This is a genomic window from Rahnella sp. 2050 (assembly GCF_040544515.1).
Classification (GTDB): domain Bacteria; phylum Pseudomonadota; class Gammaproteobacteria; order Enterobacterales; family Enterobacteriaceae; genus Rahnella; species Rahnella aceris.
Map to the genome: position 1 here is coordinate 719,150 of NZ_JBEPKE010000002.1, position 22,107 is coordinate 741,256.

Annotated in this window: 22 protein-coding genes; 19 read left to right on the forward strand and 3 right to left on the reverse strand. The window is 54.3% G+C overall.

What is annotated here, in order from left to right; translation table 11 throughout:
- The first annotated feature begins 221 nt into the window (after positions 1–221).
- The 15 genes from ABIC79_RS10505 (at position 222) to ABIC79_RS10575 (ending at position 14,967) form a co-directional block, all read left to right on the forward strand.
- Entirely contained in the window at positions 222–1,079 is an 858-nt protein-coding gene (locus ABIC79_RS10505; protein WP_013576779.1) for a DeoR/GlpR family DNA-binding transcription regulator, read from the forward strand.
- Between the two features lie 18 nt (positions 1,080–1,097).
- Positions 1,098–2,084, forward strand: a complete 987-nt coding sequence (locus tag ABIC79_RS10510) for a substrate-binding domain-containing protein (protein ID WP_013576778.1) — start codon at positions 1,098–1,100, stop codon at positions 2,082–2,084.
- A gap of 2 nt (positions 2,085–2,086) precedes the next feature.
- A complete protein-coding gene (locus tag ABIC79_RS10515; RefSeq protein ID WP_013576777.1) occupies positions 2,087–3,619 on the forward strand; it encodes a sugar ABC transporter ATP-binding protein in 1,533 nt (510 codons plus the stop codon).
- Positions 3,612–4,601, forward strand: a complete 990-nt coding sequence (locus tag ABIC79_RS10520; RefSeq protein WP_112150866.1) for an ABC transporter permease — start codon at positions 3,612–3,614, stop codon at positions 4,599–4,601. The genes ABIC79_RS10515 and ABIC79_RS10520 overlap by 8 nt, the downstream gene beginning before the upstream one ends.
- A gap of 11 nt (positions 4,602–4,612) precedes the next feature.
- Positions 4,613–5,698, forward strand: coding sequence for an ABC transporter permease (locus ABIC79_RS10525; protein WP_013576775.1), 1,086 nt, complete (start codon positions 4,613–4,615; stop codon positions 5,696–5,698).
- A 38-nt stretch (positions 5,699–5,736) separates the two neighbouring features.
- Positions 5,737–6,417 carry a D-allulose 6-phosphate 3-epimerase gene (alsE, locus tag ABIC79_RS10530; RefSeq protein ID WP_013576774.1) on the forward strand — a complete coding sequence of 227 codons (681 nt, stop codon included), beginning with the start codon at positions 5,737–5,739 and terminating at the stop codon, positions 6,415–6,417.
- Positions 6,418–6,432: 15 nt separating this feature from the next.
- Entirely contained in the window at positions 6,433–7,377 is a 945-nt protein-coding gene (gene alsK / locus ABIC79_RS10535; protein WP_013576773.1) for an allose kinase, read from the forward strand.
- A complete protein-coding gene (rbsK, locus tag ABIC79_RS10540; RefSeq protein ID WP_112198228.1) occupies positions 7,374–8,306 on the forward strand; it encodes a ribokinase in 933 nt (310 codons plus the stop codon). The genes alsK and rbsK overlap by 4 nt, the downstream gene beginning before the upstream one ends.
- Before the next feature lie 506 nt (positions 8,307–8,812).
- A complete protein-coding gene (locus ABIC79_RS10545; RefSeq protein WP_121019756.1) occupies positions 8,813–9,133 on the forward strand; it encodes a hypothetical protein in 321 nt (106 codons plus the stop codon).
- 263 nt (positions 9,134–9,396) lie between these two features.
- Positions 9,397–9,798 (forward strand): hypothetical protein, encoded by a 402-nt coding sequence (locus ABIC79_RS10550; protein WP_112150859.1) that lies wholly within the window; start codon positions 9,397–9,399, stop codon positions 9,796–9,798.
- A 162-nt stretch (positions 9,799–9,960) separates the two neighbouring features.
- Entirely contained in the window at positions 9,961–10,833 is an 873-nt protein-coding gene (locus ABIC79_RS10555) for a carbohydrate ABC transporter permease (RefSeq protein ID WP_013576769.1), read from the forward strand.
- The gene (locus tag ABIC79_RS10560; RefSeq protein WP_013576768.1) at positions 10,823–11,722 is read left to right on the forward strand and encodes a carbohydrate ABC transporter permease; all 900 of its coding nucleotides are present in this window, start codon (positions 10,823–10,825) and stop codon (positions 11,720–11,722) included. Before ABIC79_RS10555 ends, ABIC79_RS10560 begins: the two co-directional genes overlap by 11 nt.
- A gap of 11 nt (positions 11,723–11,733) precedes the next feature.
- A complete protein-coding gene (gene gpdQ, locus ABIC79_RS10565; protein ID WP_013576767.1) occupies positions 11,734–12,561 on the forward strand; it encodes a glycerophosphodiester phosphodiesterase GpdQ in 828 nt (275 codons plus the stop codon).
- Positions 12,561–13,667 (forward strand): ABC transporter ATP-binding protein, encoded by a 1,107-nt coding sequence (locus tag ABIC79_RS10570; RefSeq protein ID WP_015690330.1) that lies wholly within the window; start codon positions 12,561–12,563, stop codon positions 13,665–13,667. The genes gpdQ and ABIC79_RS10570 overlap by 1 nt, the downstream gene beginning before the upstream one ends.
- Positions 13,660–14,967: an ABC transporter substrate-binding protein gene (locus ABIC79_RS10575; protein WP_112150857.1), complete on the forward strand. Its 1,308-nt coding sequence runs from the start codon at positions 13,660–13,662 to the stop codon at positions 14,965–14,967. Before ABIC79_RS10570 ends, ABIC79_RS10575 begins: the two co-directional genes overlap by 8 nt.
- 44 nt (positions 14,968–15,011) lie before the next feature.
- Here ABIC79_RS10575 and ABIC79_RS10580 read toward each other — a convergent pair whose 3' ends face one another.
- The gene (locus ABIC79_RS10580; protein WP_013576764.1) at positions 15,012–15,620 is read right to left on the reverse strand and encodes an HD domain-containing protein; all 609 of its coding nucleotides are present in this window, start codon (positions 15,618–15,620) and stop codon (positions 15,012–15,014) included.
- Positions 15,621–15,958: 338 nt separating this feature from the next.
- Here ABIC79_RS10580 and trhA point away from each other — a divergent pair, with 338 nt between their 5' ends.
- Entirely contained in the window at positions 15,959–16,609 is a 651-nt protein-coding gene (gene trhA / locus ABIC79_RS10585) for a PAQR family membrane homeostasis protein TrhA (RefSeq protein ID WP_354567060.1), read from the forward strand.
- A 61-nt stretch (positions 16,610–16,670) separates the two neighbouring features.
- On the opposite strand, the gene ABIC79_RS10590 is transcribed toward trhA, so the two are convergent.
- A complete protein-coding gene (locus tag ABIC79_RS10590) occupies positions 16,671–17,963 on the reverse strand; it encodes a lysine N(6)-hydroxylase/L-ornithine N(5)-oxygenase family protein (protein ID WP_013576762.1) in 1,293 nt (430 codons plus the stop codon).
- Positions 17,964–18,118: 155 nt separating this feature from the next.
- Between ABIC79_RS10590 and ABIC79_RS10595 the strand changes: the two genes are divergently transcribed.
- The gene (locus ABIC79_RS10595) at positions 18,119–19,000 is read left to right on the forward strand and encodes a PhzF family phenazine biosynthesis protein (RefSeq protein ID WP_354567062.1); all 882 of its coding nucleotides are present in this window, start codon (positions 18,119–18,121) and stop codon (positions 18,998–19,000) included.
- On the opposite strand, the gene ABIC79_RS10600 is transcribed toward ABIC79_RS10595, so the two are convergent.
- Positions 19,001–19,870 carry a LysR family transcriptional regulator gene (locus ABIC79_RS10600; protein WP_112151093.1) on the reverse strand — a complete coding sequence of 290 codons (870 nt, stop codon included), beginning with the start codon at positions 19,868–19,870 and terminating at the stop codon, positions 19,001–19,003.
- A 196-nt stretch (positions 19,871–20,066) separates the two neighbouring features.
- On the opposite strand from ABIC79_RS10600, the gene ABIC79_RS10605 reads away from it, so the two are divergent.
- Together ABIC79_RS10605 and ABIC79_RS10610 are read left to right on the forward strand one after the other, a co-directional pair.
- Positions 20,067–21,269, forward strand: a complete 1,203-nt coding sequence (locus tag ABIC79_RS10605) for a M20 family metallopeptidase (RefSeq protein WP_134706653.1) — start codon at positions 20,067–20,069, stop codon at positions 21,267–21,269.
- 42 nt (positions 21,270–21,311) lie between these two features.
- Entirely contained in the window at positions 21,312–22,106 is a 795-nt protein-coding gene (locus tag ABIC79_RS10610) for a transporter substrate-binding domain-containing protein (protein ID WP_013576758.1), read from the forward strand.
- The last annotated feature ends 1 nt before the right edge of the window (position 22,107 follow it).

Sequence of the window (22,107 nt, forward strand, 5' to 3'; positions counted from 1 at the left end):
GTTTGCAAATCTGTTGCTGTTCTGTTGCAACGCAAATGACGATTTAATGCCGTTCCCACCACAGATCCAAACTTTAACATTTCATCTTTTCTCACCTTTTCGTGACAACTATCACAGGACGATTGTGGCAAAAAATGCGCACAGTCGCCTTTGAGGCACTGCGCATTCCATAAACATCCGGCTGCGTATCCTATTTGACATCGGGAAAGAGGAATCACCACATGCTGCCAGTAGAGCGACATCGATATATCACCGAAATTCTCAGCCAGCGCGGACGCATTCTTGTGCAGGAAGTGGCGCAGTTATGCCGCATCTCGCTGGAAACCGCGCGGCGGGATCTGGCGCTGCTGGAAAAGCGTGGCGTGCTGTTACGCAGCCATGGCGGCGCGGTGTTTAAAGAACATTCGGCGGCAGAAAAAACCTATGTGCCGTCGCAGATTGAACAGGGTGAATCCTTTCGTGACCGCAGCAATCAGTCGCCGGACAGCAAAACGCGTATCGCCAAACGGGCGTTACAGCTGATCAATCCCGGCGATTGCCTGCTGCTCGACAGCAGTTCCAGCAGCTGGTTTCTGGCGCGCCAGTTGCCTGACATTCAGCTGGTGGTGCTGACCAACTCGGTGCACATCATTCAGACGCTGGCGGTGAAAGCTAACGTGCGGGTGATCGGACTGGGCGGCGAATACTCGGCGAAGTATGAAGATTTTGTCGGCGTGCTGGCTGAACAAATGCTGAAAGAGTTCGTCATCAACAAACTGTTTTTCTCCTGTCACGGCATCAGCCACGAAGGCGGTATCCGTGAAAGTAACGAGCATCACGCACGGCTGAAACAGCAAATGCTGCTTTCCTCCGAGCACAAAATTTTGCTGGCTGACTCCAGCAAATTCGGCCGCCGCTCTTTTGCGCGGATCTGCCACTACCGGGAAATCGACACACTGATAACAGACCATCTGGAGGATGAAGAATTCCGCCAGGAACTGGCCTGGAGCAACGTTAACGTGATTGAAGTTTCTCCGTCACCCCTACAGAAAAAAACTAAAAACAGCCGCAACGGCCCGTTAGCTGCGGCACATAACTGACCTCCCAGGAGAGTAAACATGATCAAGAAATCCGTTCTTGCCTGCCTGTTCGCCACAGCCATGTTGTCCCTGTCTGCGCACGCCGCCGACAAAATTCGCATGGGCGTGGTGGTGAAAGTCGGCGGTAACGCCTGGTTCAACGCGATGGAAGCCGGGATCAAAAGCGAAGCGGCCAAACGCGGGATTGACGCGTGGCAGGTCGGGCCGACCAGTGCGGATCCGGCGTTACAGGTGCGTGCGATTGAAGATTTGATCGCCCAGAAAGTGGATGTGATCGGCGTGGTGCCCAACGACGCCCGCGTGCTTGAGCCGGTACTGAAACGTGCTCACGACGCCGGGATCAAAGTCATCGTGCATGAATCGCCGGATCAGAAATATGCCGACTGGGATTTCGAAATGGTCGATGCCACGCAGCACGGCATTAATCACATGATCGCGCTGGCGCAGTGTATGAAAGAGAAAGGCGACTATGCGGTGTATGTCGGAAGTCTTACCGTGCCGCTCCATCAGAAATGGGCTGATGCCGCCATCAATTACCAGAAAGAACATTATCCGGATATGCATCTGGTCGGCGACAAATTTGGCGTCGGCGAATCCCTTGATGACAGCATCCGTACCACCAACGACCTGATGTCCAAAGATGCCAACCTGAAAGGCATTCTGGCGATCGGCTCGCAAGGCCCGATTGGCGCAGGCCGCGCGGTGCTTAACCGTGGCAAAACTGACGACATCTGTGTGTTCGGGCCATTCAGTCCGGGTCAGGGCGCCAGTCTGGTGAAAGCCGGGGCCATCAAAGGCGGCTTTATCTGGAACCCGATGGTCGCGGGTGAAGTCTTTGTGCGCATCGCCGAGAAGCTGGAGAAAGGCGAAAAAATCACTGACGGCATGACCATTGAAGGCATGGGCAAAGTGAAAGTCGATGAAGCAACGCACACCATTCTGGGCAACGAAACCGAAAGCCTGGACAAAGCGAACCTGCCGAAACTGGTCAAAATGGGGCTGTAATCATGGCAATCTCCGAGATCATTCAAACAGAGAACGCGCCGCTGATTGATGTGCAAAACCTGTCGGTGACGTTTGGCGGGCAGCGTGCACTCAACGACATTTCCCTGCGGCTGATGCAGGGCGAAGTTCACTGCCTGGCGGGCACCAACGGCTGCGGGAAAAGTACGTTGATCAAAGTGATCTCGGGGGTTTATCAGCCGGACAACGGTTGCCAGATCACGCTCAGCTCGCCGTCGCAGGGCAGCCAGAGTTTCAGCAAACTCTCTCCGGATCAGGCACGTCAGTTTGGCGTGCAGGTGATTTATCAGGACTTGTCGCTGTTCCCGAACCTCAGCGTGTTCGAGAACATCGCCTTCGACCACAACTTACAAGGGCTGATGGGCTGGTATCGCCCGTCGCGCCTGCGGGAAACCGCGCAGCGCATTCTGACTGAACTGAATTACACGCTGGATCTCGACAGCAAAGTCTCGGCGCTGCCGATTGCCCAGCGCCAGCAGGTGGCGATTTGCCGTGCACTGGTCGCCGATGCGCGGTTAGTGATTATGGATGAGCCGACGGCCTCGCTGACCCGCACCGAAGTGAATCAGTTGCTGCGCACCGTGCATTATCTGAAAAGCAAAGGCATCAGCGTGGTGTTCGTCAGCCATCGCCTCGATGAAGTGCTGGAGATTTCCGACAGCGTCACGGTGATCCGTGACGGCAAAAAGGTCGGCACATTCCCGGCCTCTGAAGTCAGCAGCGAACGCCTGACCGAACTGATGACCGGCCTGAAACTCGATTACCGCCTGAAAGCCGCCAACATGAATGACGAACGCATCATGCTGGAAACCGACAAACTCAGCCGCGCAGGCCAGTATCACGACGTCAGTTTCAAACTGCATGCCGGAGAAGTGCTCGGTTTATGCGGTCTGCTCGGTTCCGGCCGCACCGAACTGGCACTCAGTCTGTTCGGCATGACCAAACCCGACAGCGGCAAAATCTACCTCGACAGCAAGCCGGTGCGTTTTCGCAGCCATGAAGACGCGATCAAATCCGGCGTCGGTTATGTGTCGGAAGATCGCCTGACGCTCGGCCTGATCCAGCAACAATCGGTGGGCGACAACACCGTGCTGGCGATCATGGATCAGCTGCGCAGCCGTTTTCATCTGATCGACGAATACCGCAAAAACAAGATCATTCAGCAGTGGATCGAAAAACTCGGCGTCAAAGTCGCCAGTCCCGAACAGGCGATTTCCACCCTTTCCGGTGGCAATCAGCAAAAGATCGTCCTCGCGAAATGGGTGCTGACACAGCCGAAAATCCTGATCCTCGATTCGCCAACGGTCGGCGTCGATGTCGGCGCGAAAGCCAGCATTTATCAGTTGATCCACCAACTGGCGGAAGAGGGGATTTCCATCCTGCTGATTTCCGACGAAGTGCCGGAAGTCTATTTCAACTGTGACCGCGTGCTGCATTTCAGTGAAGGCACGGTGGTTGGCGAATATCTGCCGGGCGCGATTACCCAGCAACAACTTGCGGAGGCGGTCAATGCTTAAGCTCAGCCGGTTACGCCCGTCCAGCAACGAAGGTTATTTAGCCTGGGTATTGCTGGTGGTGATCGTCACCTTTTCCTTACTCACCAACCAGTTTCTGACTTTACAGAACCTGCTGGATCTGACCGAAAGCTACGCCGTCAGCGGCATCTTTGCCCTCGGTCTGTTCGTGGTGCTGGTCACCGGCGGAATCGATATTTCGTTCGCCGCCGTGGCTTCTGTCGTGCAGTACCTCATCGCCACGCTGGCGATTCACTACGGCCTGAGCAGCCCGACCGGCAGCATTTTACTGGCGGTCGCCATCGGCACGGTGCTCGGGATGATCAACGCGATTCTGATCTACTGCCTGCGCATCGTGTCGATCATCGTCACCATCAGTATGCAGTCGCTGCTGTTCGGCATGCTGATGTGGCTGACCAACGGCACCAGTTTGTACGACCTGCCGGACTGGCTGACGACGCCAATCCGTGTGCTGCCGTTCAGCGTCGGCGAGCAGCATTATCAGATTGGATTGCCGGTGGTGGTGATGTTAGTGGTCGCCGGACTGAGCTGGATCCTGCTTAACAAAACCCATCTCGGACGCCAGTTATTTGCGGTCGGCGGTGACCAGGAATCCGCACGCCGTATCGGTATTCGCGTCGGTTTGCTGCATCTTTTTGCCTACGGATATCTCGGCGCGATGGCGGCGATTGGCGGGCTGGTGCAGGTGTATCGCGTCGGTGAAGTGGTGCCGAATGCACTGGTCGGCGGCGAGCTGGATGTACTGGCGGCGGCAGTGCTCGGCGGTGCCAGTCTCAACGGCGGCAAAGGCAGCGTGGTCGGCACCCTGATGGGCGTGTTCCTGATTGGCGTGCTGAAAAACGGCCTCAACCTGATCGGCGTTTCCAGTTACTTCATGAATATCGTTATCGGCGTGGTGATCGTCGCGGCCATCACCGTCACCCATTACAAGAAACGCAAAGAAACCGAAGTCGGCTTCGCCTGAGGAAAACCGCTATGTTCGCAAAAAGCAGAAATGTGAGTCTTAAAGCGAAGCCCGATACGCGGCCTCGCCTGAAAATCGCTTCCCTGAAAATAGATAACACCACGCTGGGATTATCGCTGTTATTGCTGGTGGTGATCATCGGTTTCAGCCTGGCGATGCCGGGGCGGTTTTTCAGTGATGCCACCTTTATGAGCGTCGCCTTCCAGTTGCCGGAACTCGGTTTACTGACGCTGGCGATGTTTATCCCGATCCTCAGCGGTGGTCTGAACCTGTGCATTATCGCCACCGCTAACCTGACCAGTTTACTGATGGCATGGGTGTTTCTCACCTGGTTGCCGCCGGATGCCAGCATGGCGATGCAGGCGGTGTGGCTGACGCTGGCGCTGGTTGGCGCAATGATTCTGGCGCTGGTGATTGGCATGCTGACCGGCGCGCTGGTGGCGTATGTCGGCGCCCATCCGATTCTGGTGACGCTGGCGACCATGACCATGGTGAACGGCGTCGGCATCTACCTTTCACGCGGTGCGGCGATCAGCGGTATGCCGGACATCGTGCGCTTTATCGGCGCGGAAACCCTGCTCGGCGTGCCGGTTCCGCTGATTATCTTCCTGCTGACTGCAGCCTTAATCGCGGTGTTTTTAGAACGCACCCGCCTCGGTAAATACATCTACATGAGCGGCAGCAACATCAACGCCACCCATTTCAGCGGCGTGAATACCCACCGCGTGCTGATCGCCATCTACGTGATTTCCAGCATGTTATGCGTGATTGCCGGGCTGATTATGATGGCGCGTTTCAACTCGGCGCGCATGGGCTACGGCGACTCGTATCTGCTGCTGACGGTGCTGGCCATCATCCTCGGCGGTACCGATCCCAACGGTGGCTTCGGCAAAGTCGCGGGCGTGGTGCTCTCGCTGATTGTCCTGCAGGTGATTTCCACCGGCCTGAATCTGATGAACGTCAGCCCGCATTTCAGCCTGGCGATGTGGGGCGCGGTACTGATCGTGGTGCTGGCGCTGAAATTCTTCCGCAGCCGTTATCTGCAAAAAAGGGCGGGGCGAATGAGCGCTGCCAAAGCGCGGGCGGCTCAACCTTAAACAGTTTTTTAAAATTGCCTCTGACTTAGGAAAACATCATGGAATACAAAATTTCTCCGTCGCTGATGTGCATGAGCCTGATCGACATTAAACAGCAACTCGAGGTGCTGAACCGTCGCGCCGACATGCTGCACATTGACATCATGGACGGGCATTACGTCAAAAATATCACGCTGTCGCCGTTCTTTATTGAGCAGATCCGCCCGCATACGCCGCTGGTTCTGGACGTGCATATGATGGTGGAAAACCCGGCTGACTTTATCGAGCCAATAGCCCTTGCCGGTGCCGATTTTATCTGTCCGCACGCCGAAACCATTAACCGCGACGCGTTCCGCATCATTAATCAGATCCGCTCGCTGGGCAAAAAAGTCGGCGTGGTGCTCAACCCCGCGACACCGGTGGAATACATCCAGCACTACATTCATCTGCTGGATAAAATCACCGTGATGACCGTCGATCCGGGCTATGCCGGTCAGCCGTTTATCCCTGAAATGCTGGGGAAAATCGCGCAACTGCGCGATCTCAAACAGCAGAAAGGCTACCGCTATCTGATCGAAATCGACGGATCCTGCAACCTGCGCACCTATCAGGATCTGATGGGCGCGGGCGCGGAAGTGCTGATCGTCGGCAGTTCCGGCCTGTTCACGCTGGACAACGATCTGGATGTTGCCTGGGACAAAATGCTCGATCAGATGCGTCAGGCGCGTCACGCAGCCTGAGGGCAGGAGAGCCGTATGCCGCACTTTCTTGGAGTGGATGTCGGGGGCACCAATACCCGTTTAATGCTGATGGACAGCCAGCAAAATTTTCGCGGCTACCACAAAACCCCGACCCAAAGCTGGGCGGGGCAGTCCGATCCGTTACAGGGGCTGGAAAACCTGATCACGGCGTATTTGCAGGAACAGGACCCGCATAATCAGGTGGCGCAGGTGATGCTCGGGCTGCCGGGCATATTGTCCCGCGACCGCCAGACCGTGCTGTCGCTGCCGTTTATCTCCGCGCTGGATAATCAGCCGGTGGCGGCGCTGCTCTCGCAACGTTTACACCTGCCGGTGGCGATGGACAAAGACGTTAACCATCTGATGTGGTGGGATTTAACCCAGCACAGCGCACTGCCGGACGTCGCCGTCGGGCTGTATCTCGGCACCGGGCTGGGCAACAGTTTGTGGATCCACGGTGATTTTTACCACGGCGCGCACGGCGGTGCGGGCGAACTGGGGCACATCCCGCTGGCGGGGAATCCGTTGCTTTGTCCGTGCGGCAAAACCGGCTGCGTCGAAACGCTGACGTCCGGCAACTGGCTGACCGGCTGGGCGCGGCAACATGCGCCGCAAACGCCGTTCGCCGACCTGTTTGTACGTCATGCGGGGCATGTGGATTTAACCGAATTTGTGGCACGACTGGCGCGCACCGTCGCCAGCGAAATGAACATTCTGGATCCCGAATATCTGGTGCTGGGCGGTGGCGTGCTGGCGATGGAAAACTTCCCGCTGGCCGAACTGGAACAACAGTTACGCAGCCATTTACGCAGCCCGTATCCGGCGAACGGTCTGACCATTCATTTCAGCGCCGTCACCGACGAGACTGGTTGTCGTGGCGCTTGTTTAGCCGCACAGCGCGTTTTTCCGTCGCAGCCAGCTCTGGCCGCCGGAACATTTTCCTTCAGGAGAGAGGCATGAACAAAGGCAAGGTATGCGTATTTGGGTCTTTCAACCTCGATATCGTCGCAGGCATGGCGCGTTTCCCCAAACCGGGGGAATCCCTGATTGCCCGCAACAGCATGATGGGCGCGGGCGGCAAGGGCGCCAACCAGGCGGTCGCCGCACTGCGTGCCGGTGCGCGGGTGCATTACATCGGTAAAGTTGGTCGCGATGATTTCGGCATGTTTGCCCGCCGCCATCTCGACAGCGCCGGTTTCGACGCCGTCACGTTGTTTTCCACCAGCGAATGCCCGACCGGCAACGCGCTGATTTATGTCGCCGGAGCCGATGCTGAAAACATGATTGCCGTTGATCCGGGCGCCAACCTGACGGTCACCGACGAAGAAGTCGAACAATGCCGTCCTGCCGTCGCCGCCGCTGATATCCTGCTGACGCAGCTCGAAAACAATCTACCTGCGATTGAAAAACTGATCGGCATCGCGAAGGAAAATGACACCTACATTATCCTCAACCCCGCGCCGTTCCAGCCGGTGTCCGACCATCTGCTGTCGCAGGTTGATTTACTGACGCCGAACGCCACGGAATGCACGCTGCTGACCGGTATTGAAGTCCGCGATATTCCCTCTGCCCAACGCGCCGCCCACGCGCTGCACGCTAAAGGGATCCAGGCACTGATCATCACGTTAGGCACGCAGGGCGCATTGCTTTCAGTCAACGGCGAAACGCAGATTATCCATGCCTGTCCGGCGATCCCGGTGGATACCACTGGTGCAGGTGACGCCTTTAACGGCGCGCTGGCCTCCCAACTCGCCGCCGGCGCCACACTCCGTGAAGCCGCGCAGTTCGCATCCGCCTACGCCTCGGTTTGTGTGGAAAGAGCAGGCGCGGCGGCATCGATGCCGACATACGAAGAAGCGCGTGAGAGGATGGGAGTTGTGGTGGTTTGAAGCGGGTTTTCTTTTGCTCCTGCGAAAGCTGCAGGTTTTTCTTTACTCCTCCCCCTGCGAAGGGGGAGGTTGGGAGGGGGGTTTTAAGGGCTCATACTTTCTGTCAAAGCACGCTTCAACTTTTTGATTTTGCTTTAATACCCCACCCCAACCCTCACCTTTGCAGGGGAGGGGGGCTGACCGGCGTTATTCCTGCGAGACATCTTCCAGATTTCAAAGTAACTCCCTGTAAATCCATTCAGCCCATTTCATTCGCAAAATGGCAGGAATATAGTCGCTTCGCTGCGGCAAAATCCGTAGCCGGACTTGGAACTCCGAATATCTGGAACTGAAAAAACTTGTTTTTTTTCAGGGGCTACGTGCACACTCAATTCGTGGCTCAGGCAGGGCAATCTTAATGGTTGGCCGGTCGCTAGATCCGGAGTTCCAAACCTGCCTGAGTCACACCTTTAGTTTGGAACCTGAAGGCGTGATGAAATTCAAAATCTAGTACTGGAATAATCATCATGACTGACATGAATACTGAAACCACTCATTCCGAAAATTCCCTCACCGTTTTCCGCGCCCTGATTGCCGATTTGGATCTGAGCCATTTCACCGATCCCCAGCTTTACGATCTGGGTGCTGTCGCGTCTGAATCCGCCGAAGGGCTTTGCCAGGGTTTGCTGTGCCTGAGTGAAGGGCTGGAGAATAGCGAACTGTTGCCGCCGGAAGGCGTTTCGCAGGTGAGCGCCTATCTGAAAGCCTCTGCGCATCTGCTTCCGGCGCTGTTTGAGTTGTCAGAGAAGGCGGGGATTGCGCTCGGGATAGCAAAAATACGGGTTTAATCTTTTTCTCCTTCCCCTCTCACGAGGGGAAGGCTGGGAGGCCGGGTGTTGGTTTCGTGTAGATCTTAAGATAAATATAAAATATACCCCACGTGGGTTAATATGTTTTTTGTATGGTTGAAGTTAATGTGTTTATATTTAAAAGGTTTGTTTTTAATATCAAAGTGATTAATATCTGCGTGGTTTAAAATGTAGTTATGAGGGACCAAACTCCCATTGGGATGATCCTAAAGATCAGACATGGATAAGAGCAGGAATTGATTATGCCAAAAGAACGGGTTTTTAGGAAAATATATATTTTCATCGTGTTGGTTATAGCTTTCCTGGGATATTTAATTAAGGTGGTATTAGATTTTTCACCTTATGAACAAACGATTATACGAAAGGAAAGTATAGGCGAGTTTAATACCCTTTATGTGACTGAAGGTAGTGCGGGTGCAACGACCCAAAATACGTATAAATATTATCTTTATCCATCTGTAAAAACAGAGAAAGAGTTTCTGGCGGATGTCAGAGATTATCCTTCTGTTCTTTTTACTTCAGATTCAAATGTCCAAATGCAATTGAAGGGCAGATATCTCTATTTTACAGTTAAAGGAACTATTTATAGTTTTACCAACCAATCTGATTCTGTCTTTATATACCTCAACTCAACCCCATTTTAGTGGGGTTTTATCCGCATGTTACCGTTCAATCTTAAACCCGACCTCTATTTTGTTCAGTAACAATGCTCATGTTTCATTCAAATAACCATCACATTCCCGCCATGTGGCTGACACAAATGCAGGACAGGATAGGCACCTTATTTCGCTGACCGGTACCCTGTAATGCGCCGCACGTTGTTCCCTTATCTGATTTTGCTGCCGACGCTGATTTTTCTGTTTTTATTCACCTATTACCCCTTATTTCAGTCAGCGACGGACAGCCTGTTTGACAGTCGTCTGTCGTCAGACGCGCCGCCGTTTGTCGGTCTGCAAAACTATCTGCGCCTGATCCAGGATTCAGTCTTCTGGCGCGCGCTGCTCAATAATCTGGCGTACATCCTGATGACCGTGGTGCCCGGCATTATTCTTGCGCTGCTGCTGGCGGTTGCGCTGTGGGAAAACACCTCGCTGAACCGCTGGCTGCGTACCGCGTTTTTCTTCCCGATGATTATCCCGCTGGTCAGTGCCGCCACCTTGTGGTTGTTCATTTTCATGCCCGGTATGGGGCTGCTGGATTACTACCTGGCGAAAGCATTCGGGCCGATGAATAACAATTATCTCGGTATGAGCAACAGTGCGCTGATTGCGCTGAGCGTGATCGGCGTGTGGAAATTCGCCGGTTATTACATGCTGTTTTTCCTCGCCGGATTGCAGTCGATCCCCGCCTCGGCACGCGAAGCGGCGCTGATGGAAGGGGCGTCGCGCCCGCAGGTTTTCTTCTATATCACGCTGCCGCTGCTGCGCCCGACCATCAGTTTTGTGGTCACTATCGCGCTGATTTATTCGATTACCCAGATAGATCACGTCGCAGTGATGACACAGGGCGGGCCGAATAACGCCACTACCGTCTTGCTGTATTACATCCAGAGTCTGGCGAATGACACCCATGATTTAGGCAAAGCTTCGGCGGCGACATTCCTGACGCTGGTGTTGCTGTTTGGTTTTTCGATGCTGAATCTGCGTGTGCTGGAAAGAGGAGCTCACTATGAGCGTTGAAACGTCTGAAGCGCCGGTGATGACCGGTAAAAAATTGCGGGCGGGCGTGCGTTCGCCATCGATGTTATTGCGCGGTGCGCGCCGTTCGACACTGCCGGTTTTACTGCTGTGCGCGGCCTTTTTATGGATGGCGCCTTTCCTGTGGATGCTGTCGTCAGCATTCAGTGAAAGCAGTTTTTCGCCGGATATGGCCTCGCTGTTGCCGCGCTTCCCGCTGACGTTGCAAAACTTCCGTGATGCGTGGGACAGCGCCGACTGGCTGCGGCTTTACACCAATACCATTTTCTTCTCCTTCGGCACCTTTCTGGTTCAGCTGGTGACGATCACCACTGCCGGTTACGTGTTCGCATATCACGAATTTCGCGGCAAACAGACACTGTTCTACCTGCTGCTGATCCAGCTGATGATCATGCCGGTGATTATGATGGTGCCGAACATGATGATCCTCAAACAGTTCGGGCTGCTCAATACATTGACCGGCGTGATGATGCCGTATTTCGCCTCAGCGTTTGGCGTATTCCTGATGCGTCAGGCGTTTCTCAGCATTCCCCGTGAAATCGAAGAAGCCGCGCTGATGGAGGGCTGCCGCTGGTGGCAGGTGGTGTTCCGCGTGCTGATCCCGATGTCGTGGCCCGCCATCCTCGCCTTTGCCACTGTCAGCATTACCTATCACTGGAATGAATACCTGTGGCCGCTGATGGTGCTTAACGATCCGGACAAACAGGTGCTGACCGTCGGGCTGGTGTCTTTCGCGATGGGTGCGGAATCGGGCGGGCAGTGGGGCTTAATTACTGCCGGAACGCTGATGGTGTGCCTGCCGCTGATGCTGGCGTTCATTATTTTTCAGAAACAGTTCCTGAAAAGCTTCGGCTTCTCGGGCATCAAATAAAGGAGTCATCCATGTTTTTAGCTCAGATTTCTGACATGCACTTTCGCAGCCACGGCCGCAAACTGTATGACTTTATCGATGTGAACGGCTGTAACGCCGAAGTGGTCAGCCAGCTTAACGCGCTGGAAGAACAACCGGATGCGGTGGTGATCACCGGCGATATCGTTAACTGCGGTTTGCCGCAGGAATATGAGGTGGCGCGCCGCACGCTGGGCAACCTGCGCTATCCGTTGTTTATCATTCCCGGCAACCACGACGACAAAGCGCAGTTTCTGGAAGCGCTGCATCCGTTGTGTCCGCAGCTCGGTACTGACCCGCAAAATATGCGTTACGCCATCGATGATTTCCCGATGCGTCTGCTGTTTGTCGATTCCAGCCTGGCCGGAGAATCGAAAGGGTACCTGACGCTCGAAACGCTGGCGTGGCTGGAAGGTCAGCTGGAGCAGGGCGGCGATAAACCGACGGCGGTGTTTATGCACCATCCGCCGGTGAAAGTGGGTTCGGCGCAGATGGACGCGATTTCCTGCGAAAACGGCGATCAGCTGCTGGCGCTGATCGACCGTTTCCCGTCGCTGGTTCGCGTGTTCTGCGGCCACACGCACCGCCTGATTTTCACCCAGTACAAACAGGCGATCATCACCACCATTCCCGGTACGGTGCATCAGGTGCCGTATTATCATCACAATCCGGCACCGTTTTATAACCTCGAACCGGCGGCCTGCGTGATGCACCGTCTGGTGGATAACACCGGGCTGGTCAGCTATCTGCATCCGCTGTCGCAATATCCGGGGCCGTATCTGTATGACGCGCAAATCAGTTGCCCGGCGGATGAGCAATGATGTCTGGCATTCGTCTGGAAAATATTACCAAACAGTTTGAAGGCAGCACGGCGGTGAATAAGCTGTCGCTGGAGATTGCCGACGGCGAATTTCTGGTGCTGGTCGGGCCGTCGGGGTGTGGCAAAAGTACCCTGTTGCGCCTGCTGGCGGGTCTTGAAGAGGTCAGCGACGGGCGCATTATGCTCGACGGCAATGACATCTCCGGGCTGTCGCCGCGCGAACGAAATTTCTCAATGATCTTCCAGAACTACGCGCTGTTCCCGCACATGACCGTGGAACAGAACATCACCTTTGGCATGCGTATGCGCAATGAGCCGAAAGATCAGCACCAGGCGCGGGTGGATCGTGTCGCCGGATTATTACAACTGGAGCCGTTGCTCAAACGTAAACCCGGTAAGTTATCCGGCGGCCAGCGTCAGCGTGTTGCGATGGCGCGCGCCATTGTGCGCGATCCGAAGCTGTTTCTGATGGATGAACCGCTGTCGAATCTCGATGCACGGCTGCGCACGGAAGTGCGTGACGGCATCATGCAACTGCATCAGCAACTGAAAACCAGCACCGTTTATGTCACTCACGATCAGATGGAAGCCATGACCATGGCGGATCGGATCGCCGTGCTGGATAAAGGCCATTTGCAACAAATCGGCGCGCCGGAAACGCTGTACGCGCACCCGGCCAACCTGTTTGTCGCCGGATTTATCGGCACCCCGTCGATGAATCTGTTTCTGCTGCCGTGCGCCGCTGGCGTGCTGACAGTCGAAAACCAGCCGGTCCGTCTGCCGCAAACTGAACATGCGCAGGCGCTCGATGAGGTGTATCTGGGCATCAGACCCGAACACATCAGCGACCGGCCGGTGGAAGGCGAAAGCCTGCAATTGCAGGCGACGCTGACCTATCGCGAGCTGCTCGGCGCGGAGTATCTGTGCCATGCCGACACGCCGCTCGGGAAAATCCGTTACGTACGTAAAAACCAGCTGCGGGAAAACAGCGGGGACATTCCACAACCCGGCGACCGCATTACTTTGTATTTCTCTTTGCACGACCTTCATCTTTTTTCAGGCCAAAACCAGCAGAATCTGCACCGGGAGAATCACCATCATGCGTAAAGTATCTGTGCTGGCGCTCGCCATCGGCTTTATTGCCGCAGGCACGGCGTCCGCCAAAGGAAATATCGATTTCATGTTCCCTGCACCGGTTGACGGCAAGCTGACCATGGAAATGACCCGCGTTATCAAAGAGTTCAACCAGTCACAAAATGATGTGGAAGTGCGCGGGATATTTACCGGCAGCTATGACACCACCAAAGTGAAAGCTGAAGCGGCAGCGAAATCTGGCCAGCCACCGGCGCTGGTGATCATGTCCGCTAACTTCACGGCGGATCTGGCGATCAAAAACGAAATTCTGCCGATGGACGAACTGTTCAAATTCGGCGACCAGAAAGCCACGCCGTTCCTGACGCAAAACTTCTGGCCCGCCATGCGCCAGAACGCTCAGCTTAACGGCGTCACTTACGCGATCCCATTCCATAATTCGACGCCTATTCTCTATTACAACAAAGACATGTTCGCCAAAGCGGGCATTACCGCGCCGCCGAAAGACTGGGATGAATTGCTGGAAGACTCGAAAAAGCTGACGGATTCGGCGAAAGGTCAGTGGGGGATCATGTTGCCATCGACCAACGATGACTACGGCGGCTGGATTTTGTCGGCACTGACCCGCGCCAATGGCGGCCAGTATTACAACGCCGATTATCCGGGTGAAGTGTATTACGACAAACCATCCACCCTGGGCGCGCTGCGCTTCTGGCAGAATCTGGTGTACCGCGACAAAGTGATGCCGTCGGGTGTGCTGAACTCCAAGCAAATCAGCGCGGCGTTCTTTTCCGGCAAACTCGGCATGGCGATGCTGAGCACCGGTGCACTGGGCTTTATGCGTGAAAATACCAAAGATTTTGAGCTGGGCGTGGCGATGATGCCTGCCAAAGTGCGTAACGGTGTCACCATCGGCGGGGCGAGTCTGGTGAGTTTTAAAGGCATTTCCGATGACCAGAAAAAAGCGGCTTACACCTTCCTGCAATATCTGGTCAGCCCGAAAGTGAACGGTGCCTGGAGCCGCTTTACCGGCTATTTTTCACCGCGTATGGCGTCTTATGACACACCGGAAATGAAAGAATATCTGGCGAAAGATCCGCGTGCGGCGATTGCGCTGGAGCAGCTGAAGTACGCCTATCCGTGGTATGCGACGTATGAAACCGTGGCGGTGCGTCAGGCGATGGAAAATCAGCTGGCGGCGCTGGTTAATGATGAGAAAGTCACGCCGGAAGCGGCGGCGGCACAGGCACAGAAAGACGCCGACACCATCATGAAACCTTATGTGGAATCAACGGCACTGACTGTTCCAAAGTAGGTGATCTCGCTCCTTCCCCTTTACGAGGGGAAGGAGCAAAAAAATTACTTCAGCCAGCCCTGCTGGTGGGCGTTGTCCAGATGGCTGCGGATATGCAGCCACAGTTCAGGATGGATATCGGCGATAAAGGCATTACGGGCTAACACCTGCTCCAGACGGATATTGTTCTCCACCCAGCTCTGCCCCTGATTATTCAGGTTCATGATCATCGGCATCACGCGGTCGATCACCAGCGCAAAGCGCGCTTCCGGGGTTTCACCCGCTTCGTATTCATTCCACAAATCCAGGAATTGTGTGTTCAGCGGTGCAGGCAGCAGGCCGAACAGGCGTTTCGCGGCAATGATTTCCTGATCGTGAACTGCTGCGCGGGCAGCGAGATCGTAAACCAGCACATCACCGGCATCGATTTCGACGATGTCGTGGATCAAAGCCATACGGATGACTTTATTGATATCAACGCCTTCCGGTGCGAAAGGGGCCAGGGACATTGCTGCCACGGCGAAATGCCAGCTATGTTCTGCGGAGTTTTCCTGACGCTCAGTGCCTAACACTTTGGTGCGACGTTGCACGCTTTTCAGTTTGTCGATTTCCATCAGGAACTGAAAAACTTCGGTCATTGCGCCGAAATTCAGCGGGGTAGTGGCTGCAGACATACTAAAACCTTAGTCATATTGACGGCATGGTAAACGGCGTTATTTCACTTTTCCGCTACACCTTAGTCGCTTGATATAAAAAAATCATGTTTTTGGGTGCGGAAAATGCATGTGTCTCAAAAATGTAATCTGAATAAATTATAAACAAATTGAATGAATTGAAGGGCTTCACACAACGGGGTGAATGAAATGATGATCTGCCTAAGAGACTGTTACATCAGATAATACTCATTTTAAGCTTACAGATGTACACTGGAATGGTTCTCAGTTAATCTGATTCTGCTGGACCGTTTTATTAACAATCATTTTCCCTTTTTTGTCTTGAGGATTCTCAACGTATGGGTAAGTTGTCTCCATCCCCACAGGGATATCCGTGGGCCGAAGAAATTGCCAACAGCCTGAGTCACGGCGTTGGTCTGGTTTTCGGGATTGTCGGGCTGGTGCTGTTGCTGGTTCAGGCAGTTGGCGATAACGCCAGCGCCATGGCGATCACCAGTTATAGTTTGTACGGCGGCAGCATGATTTTGCTGTATCTGGCCTCCACGCTGTATCACGCGATACCGCATCAGAAAGCCAAATACTGGCTGAAAAAACTTGATCACTGCGCGATTTATTTGCTGATCGCCGGAACCTACACGCCGTTCCTGCTGATCGGGCTTAACTCCCCGCTGGCAAAAGGATTAATGGCGGTGATCTGGGGGCTGGCACTGTTCGGCGTGATTTTTAAACTGGCATTCGCGCACCGTTTTGAGGTGCTTTCGCTGGTCACCTATCTGACGATGGGCTGGCTGTCACTGATTGTGATTTACCAGCTTGCGACCACACTTTCTCTTGGCGGTGTGATATTGCTGGCGCTGGGCGGCGTGATATACACGCTGGGCGTTATTTTCTACGCCTCGAAACGCTTTCGGTTCGGCCACGCGATCTGGCACGGATTTGTGCTCGGCGGCAGTGCCTGCCACTTTTTAGCCATCTATTTTTACGTCTGATGTGCTTAATTCAATTCAGTAAAGGAAAAGCGGAGCCTGATGCTCCGCTTTTTTGTGCCTGCTATTTCTTACCCGCGTCGTCCGACCACCATTGCACCAGTGAAGGCACCGGCCGCAGATCGTAATGCGCTTCGCCCAGCAGATGATTGAGAATTTTCGCCGATCGCCACGCAGTCAGTGTCAGTTGCCCCTCGGCGCTGCCGTGGCTGTGAATACCGGCATTCACCGCGTAAATGCGGTTCTGCTCCGGGCCGTCCCAGCGCAGATTGAAATTCGGCTGCAGCGGCAGATGCTGCTCGCGGTCATAAGGAATACGATCCAGCAATGGCTCGAGATAATCCGGCAAACCGGGACGGTAGCCGGTTGCCAGGATCACAATATCGGCACTGAAATGTTCCTCGCATTTTTCCAGCCCGTGTTTTGCCTGCAAACTGAAATCGCCAGCCGCATTACGCACGATATGATCCAGTGCACGGTGCGGCAACAAACGTACATTACGCCGCTGATGCAGCACGTCGAAACGGTGATAAAGCTGCTTGTAGATGTCTTCGAGCGTGTGATAACTGATGCCATCAGAGGGCAGTTTTTGTGTTTCGATTTCCTGCTCGCGCACCTCTTCCGGCAGCGTATAAAAGTAATTCACATACTCCGGCGTGAAATACTCATTGGTGAAAATGGATTCATCCAGCGGCTGAAAATTAGGGCGGCGTGATATCCAGCTCAGTTCGGTGAACTCGCCCCAGTGGCCGCTCAGCGCGTTGAGAACGATGTCGGCACCGCTTTGTCCGCCGCCGACAACGACCACACGTTTACCGGTGAAATCTGGCTCACGTAGTTCTATTTCTGCGGCGTGAAAACAGTTATCACCCAGCGCCGCCCGTGCCGGTTTTGGGATCCACGGCGCATGGCCGGTGCCGAGGCAAATATTGCGCGCGCGGTGCTCGCCTTTTTCACTCTGTACGATAAATTCCTGTCGCTTATCGTCGAAATCAATACGCTCAACCGGTTCGGAAAAATGCAAACCCGCAATGCGGTCACACGCCCAGCGCAGATAGTCGGAAAACTCATCGCGGCTGATGATCAGCTGTTCCGTGGCCAGAAAACGGTAAATCTTCTTCTGATCAACCAGATAATTAATAAACGAAAATTCGCTGCGCGGCGCAACGGTAGTGACCAGATCCTGCAGGACGTAGGTCTGCATGGTCGCCGTGGGTAATAACATACCGGGATGCCAGCTGAATTCCGGGTTAGCATCAAAGAAAGCGGCGTTGAGTTTTTCTGTGTCTTTTGCCATGGCGGCGAGACTTAAATTAAAAGGGCCGATACCAATACCAATTAAATCCTTCACGGGCATCTTTCTGTTCCTTATGTTTTTAGGATATTTTGGAAACGACGTTATTAAGCATAGGTCAGCCGACAGCGGCTGACATTTTTCTCGATAACTTATCGAAATATTCCTAAACTCAGTCAGTTCGCCCTCTCTTTCTTAATGATTTAAAAGGATTTGCTATGACCCGCCTGCGCCGTTTTAAACAAGTTGATGTGTTCACCGCTGAGCCACTCAAAGGCAATGCATTGGCCGTGATATTGGATTCGGAAGGACTGACGGATGCCGAAATGTTTGCGATGGCCCGCTGGACCAATCTGGCGGAAACGGCGTTTGTGCTCAAACCGGTTTCACCCGAAGCGGATTACCGTGTGCGGATTTTTACGACCGACAAAGAGCTGCCGTTCGCCGGACATCCGACGCTGGGCACGGCGTACGCGCTGTTGCAAAGCGGGCTGAAGCCAAAAAACGCGGGATATCTGGTGCAGGAATGCGGTGTCGGGCTGGTGCAGGTGAAGCAACTGGCAGATGGCGGTCAGGCATTTTCCGCGCCGCCTGCGCAGATGAAACCGCTGGCGGCTGAACATCACACCTTGCTGGAAACCGCGCTGCGCGGCGGTAATATTCAGGCTGATGTCATGCCGGTTGCGGTTGATATGGGCATCATCTGGCTGGTCGTACGGATGGAAAGTGCGCAGGATTGCCTGAACATCACCGCCGATGCCGCGGCAGTCAGCCAGCTACAAAAACAACTCGGGATTAACGGTATCGCGGTGTACGGTTTACACGATAAAAATGGCTCGGCGGATTATGAAGTGCGGGCGATTATCGATGAGGACGGTGTGCTGAAAGAAGATCCGGTCACTGGCAGCGCCAATGCCTGTCTGGCCCGGGTGCTGAAAGCGGCGAATTTCCCGGATGGCGCTCAGATGGCACAAACTTACCGCGTGCGGCAGGGCACCAAACTCCAGCGCGATGGCCGCGTGACGGTCACGTTCGTGGATGGCGAACCCTGGATCGGTGGCGATACCTGTACGCTGATCGACGGCACGTTAGATCTCTGATCAGCGGGGCGTCAGCCCGTGCTGTGCTGTCTGTAACAGATGAATAAATGCCTGCATGTACGGCGTGGCGTTCAGGTTATGGCGGTGCAGCAGCCAGGTGCGGTTTTTTACCGTCGCGCCGTCCACGTTAATCGGGCGGCGGTAAAAATGCTCCGGCAGCGGTAAATAAGTGGCGACAATCGCGTAACCCAGCCCGTGTTCCACCATCGCCATGCACACTTCCAGTTTGTCGACTTCCATCGTGACAGTCGGCGCATGGGAAAAGTTGGCATTCCACCAGCGCTCAATCAGTTGTGTCACGTGCGGGCCGTGATGAATTTTTATCTGCGGCATGTGCGGCAGCAGGGCGAAATCAAAATCCTGACTGTTGATCAGCACGTAATCATCTTCCTCAATCAGATGCTTGCCTTCCTTCCAGTTAAAATCGTCCTTGACCAGCGCCATATCAATTTCCCCGCGCAACAGTTTCTGAATGATTTCCTCGCTAAAACCACTCATCAGATTCACGCGGATCCCCGGATGCGTCTGCCGGAACTGGCTGAGTAATGGTGGCAGACGGTACGCTGCATAGTTGCTCGACACGCCCAGCGAAATCTCTCCCTGCTGTTCCTGATCCAGACTGTGCAGATTGAGTTTCAGTTGCTGTAAATCGTTGAGCACGGTCAACGCGTGTTGCGCGAGATATTCCCCTTGCGCGCTGAAAACCAGTCCTTTTTGTCCTTCTTCAAACAGACGGATCGCCAGCTTGCGTTCAATCTGGCGCAAACGGTAACTGAGTGCGGGCTGAGAGGTATAAAGCTGCTCTGCCGCCCGGGTAATGTTTTTATGCTGATATACCGCCCGCAATATCAGCCAGTCTTTCTCGTTCATCGTTCTCCGCCGCCAGTAAAATCCCTCATCCATAAAATAATTTTTGCGTAAAAGACGCAACAGATAAAAAGGCTCAATTTGACCGAAAACGTCAAAAGCCCTATTTCTGTAAGGCACAGAGACGACTTATCGCAGTGTCAGATTGTATTCATCCGAAAATAATTTTTGGTTTTTTGCACCATCGCAGGGAATAAACATGTCGAATTGCACTACATCAGTTCATCACGCCGGGGAACAGAAAACTCAGATTATTGCGGCTGTGGATTCACTCGCCGCGCAGGCCAGCGCGCTGGCGATGAATATTCATGCCAACCCTGAACTCAGCTTTGAGGAAGTCGAATCCGCAGCGGCACTGATTGCACCACTGCGCGCGGCGGGGTTTGAGATTGAGGAACAACCTGGCGGCCTGGCGACGGCGTTTCGCGCAACCTATGACAGTGGCAAGCCGGGTCCGGTGGTCGCGTTGCTGGCGGAATACGATGCGCTGAAGGATCTGGGGCATGCCTGCGGACATAACCTGATTGGCACGGCATCCGTGACGGCCGCGCTGGCGCTGAAACAGCAATCGCATCTGCTGACCGGCAGGCTGGAAGTGATCGGCACACCGGCAGAAGAAGAGGGCGGCGGCAAAATTATTCTCAGCGAGAAAGGCATTTTCGACCATGTGGACGCCGTAATGATGTTCCATCCGCGCGACAAAACCATGGTGGTGCGCGGCGGGCTGGCGTGTGTCGATGCGGTGTTTAAGTTCTATGGCAAAGCGGCGCATGCGGCGTCGGCACCCCAAAACGGCATCAGCGCACTCGATGCGGTGATCCACACTTTCAACGGCATTAACGCCCTGCGTCAGATGTTCACCGACGATGTGCGCGTGCACGGCATCATTTCCGACGGCGGCAGCGCGACCAATATTGTTCCGGCTTATGCGGAGGCGAAGTTCCTGATGCGGGCCAGTACGGTCAGAGGGCTGAGCATTGTTAAACAAAAAGTGTTTGATGCGGCACAGGGCGCGGCGCTGATGGCCGGTGCGCGGCTGGAAATTGAAGAAGGGCTGACCTACGCCGAGCGCAATAACAATCTGACGCTGGCGGAATACTTTAAACAGAATCTGGACATTCTGGGTGTGGAAGTGGTTCCGCCGCCGCTCAGTGGCGGGATCGGTTCTTCGGATATCGGCAATGTCAGTCAGATAACAGCGGCGATCCACCCGTATATCCGTATCGGTGATGTGCTGCCGCATACACCGGAATTTGCCAAAGCGGCCGGTTCCGGGGCCGGTTTGCAGGCCATGTTGCAGGCGGCAAAAGCGCTGGCGATGACGACAGTGGATTTATGTCAGGACGGCGCAAAACTTCAGGCCGTGCGGGAAGAGTTTTTAAACTGGAAGTCTCATTTTTAACTTAACAATCAAAATAATAACCTTGGGTAAGAGGACAGGATAATGATGAAAAAAACACTGGCGGCTGCCGTTATGGCCCTGACGTTTGGCAGTGCGCTGGCACATGCCGAAGGCGAAACTTTGCGTGTCGGCGCAGATTTAAGTTATCCGCCATTCCAGTTCCGTGATGCGGCGGGCACGCCGACCGGCTTTGAAATTGACGTCACCAATGCCATCTGCAAAGAGATGAAAGTGAAATGTGACTATGTGGTCAGCAGCTTTGACGCTGAAATTCCTTCGCTGATCGCCAAAAAAGTGGATTTCATTTCGCCGCAGGGTGCGACCGAAAAACGTCGCAAAGTGATCGACTTCAGCGATTTTGTGTATCACATTCCGACCAAACTGGTGGTGCAAAAAGGCAGTCCGCTGTTGCCGACGCCGGAATCGTTGCAGGGCAAACGTATCGCAGTTCAGCAGGGGTCGATTCAGGAAATGTATGCCAATACTTTCTGGCAGCCGAAAGGGGTGGATGTGGTGGCATATGCCGATCAGGACACCATTTATCAGGATCTGGTGGCCGGTCGTTTAGACGGCGCGCTCAGCCCGGCGGTGGCGGTGACCTTTGGTTTCCTCAACAAACCGGAAGGCAAGAATTTTACCCTGACCGGCCCGGAAGTGCGCGACGACAAACTGTTCAGTATCGGTTCGTCGTACGGTCTGCGTAAAGGCGACGACCATATCAAAAAACTGCTCAATGACGGGCTGGCGAAAATCATTGCCGACGGCACCTGGGAAAAGATTAAAACGCAATACTTCGGTCCGCTGGATATATCCGTTCATCAGGAAAAGGCTAAATAAT